Consider the following 572-nt stretch of genomic DNA (forward strand, 5'->3'; position numbering starts at 1 on the left):
GCGGGCGGGGGCGCGGCGGCTGTCCAGATGGCGGGCGTGATCCGTGGGACGAACGAGGGTGGACGGCCCTTCCGCAGCAGGTAGGCAGCGTGCCAGCATGGAGGCGGTCCAGGGACGCCGTGAGGGCGCCTTGAGATGACGAAATCGGAGCCATGTCATGACGACGCATGCCTCGCAACAGGCTGCACGCACCACGCCAGCCACACCCGTCACACCGGCCGCGCCCGCCGCCGCACCGGGCGCCGGCGCGCCCGACGGTGGCAAGGCGCTGTACGGCGGCAAGGGGACCCGGCGGATCACCGTCCGGGACATCGCCGCCGCCAAGGAGCGCGGCGAGAAGTGGCCCATGCTCACCGCCTACGACGCGATGACCGCGTCGGTCTTCGACGAGGCGGGCATCCCCGTCATGCTCGTCGGCGACTCGATGGGCAACTGCCACCTCGGCTACGAGTCCACCGTGCCGGTCACGATGGACGAGATCACCATCCTCTCCGCGGCCGTGGTGCGCGGCACCAGGCGCGCCCTCATCGTCGGCGACCTGCCCTTCGGCGCGTACCAGGAGGGCCCCGTGC

Annotated in this window: 1 protein-coding gene; it reads left to right on the forward strand. The window is 72.2% G+C overall.

The features are described from left to right. Positions 1-157 precede the first annotated feature (157 nt). On the forward strand, positions 158-572 hold a 415-nt coding region (locus KUM32_RS38670), incomplete at its 3' end, for a 3-methyl-2-oxobutanoate hydroxymethyltransferase (RefSeq protein ID WP_254406716.1).

The sequence above is a fragment of the Streptomyces sp. AC627_RSS907 genome, assembly GCF_019049165.1.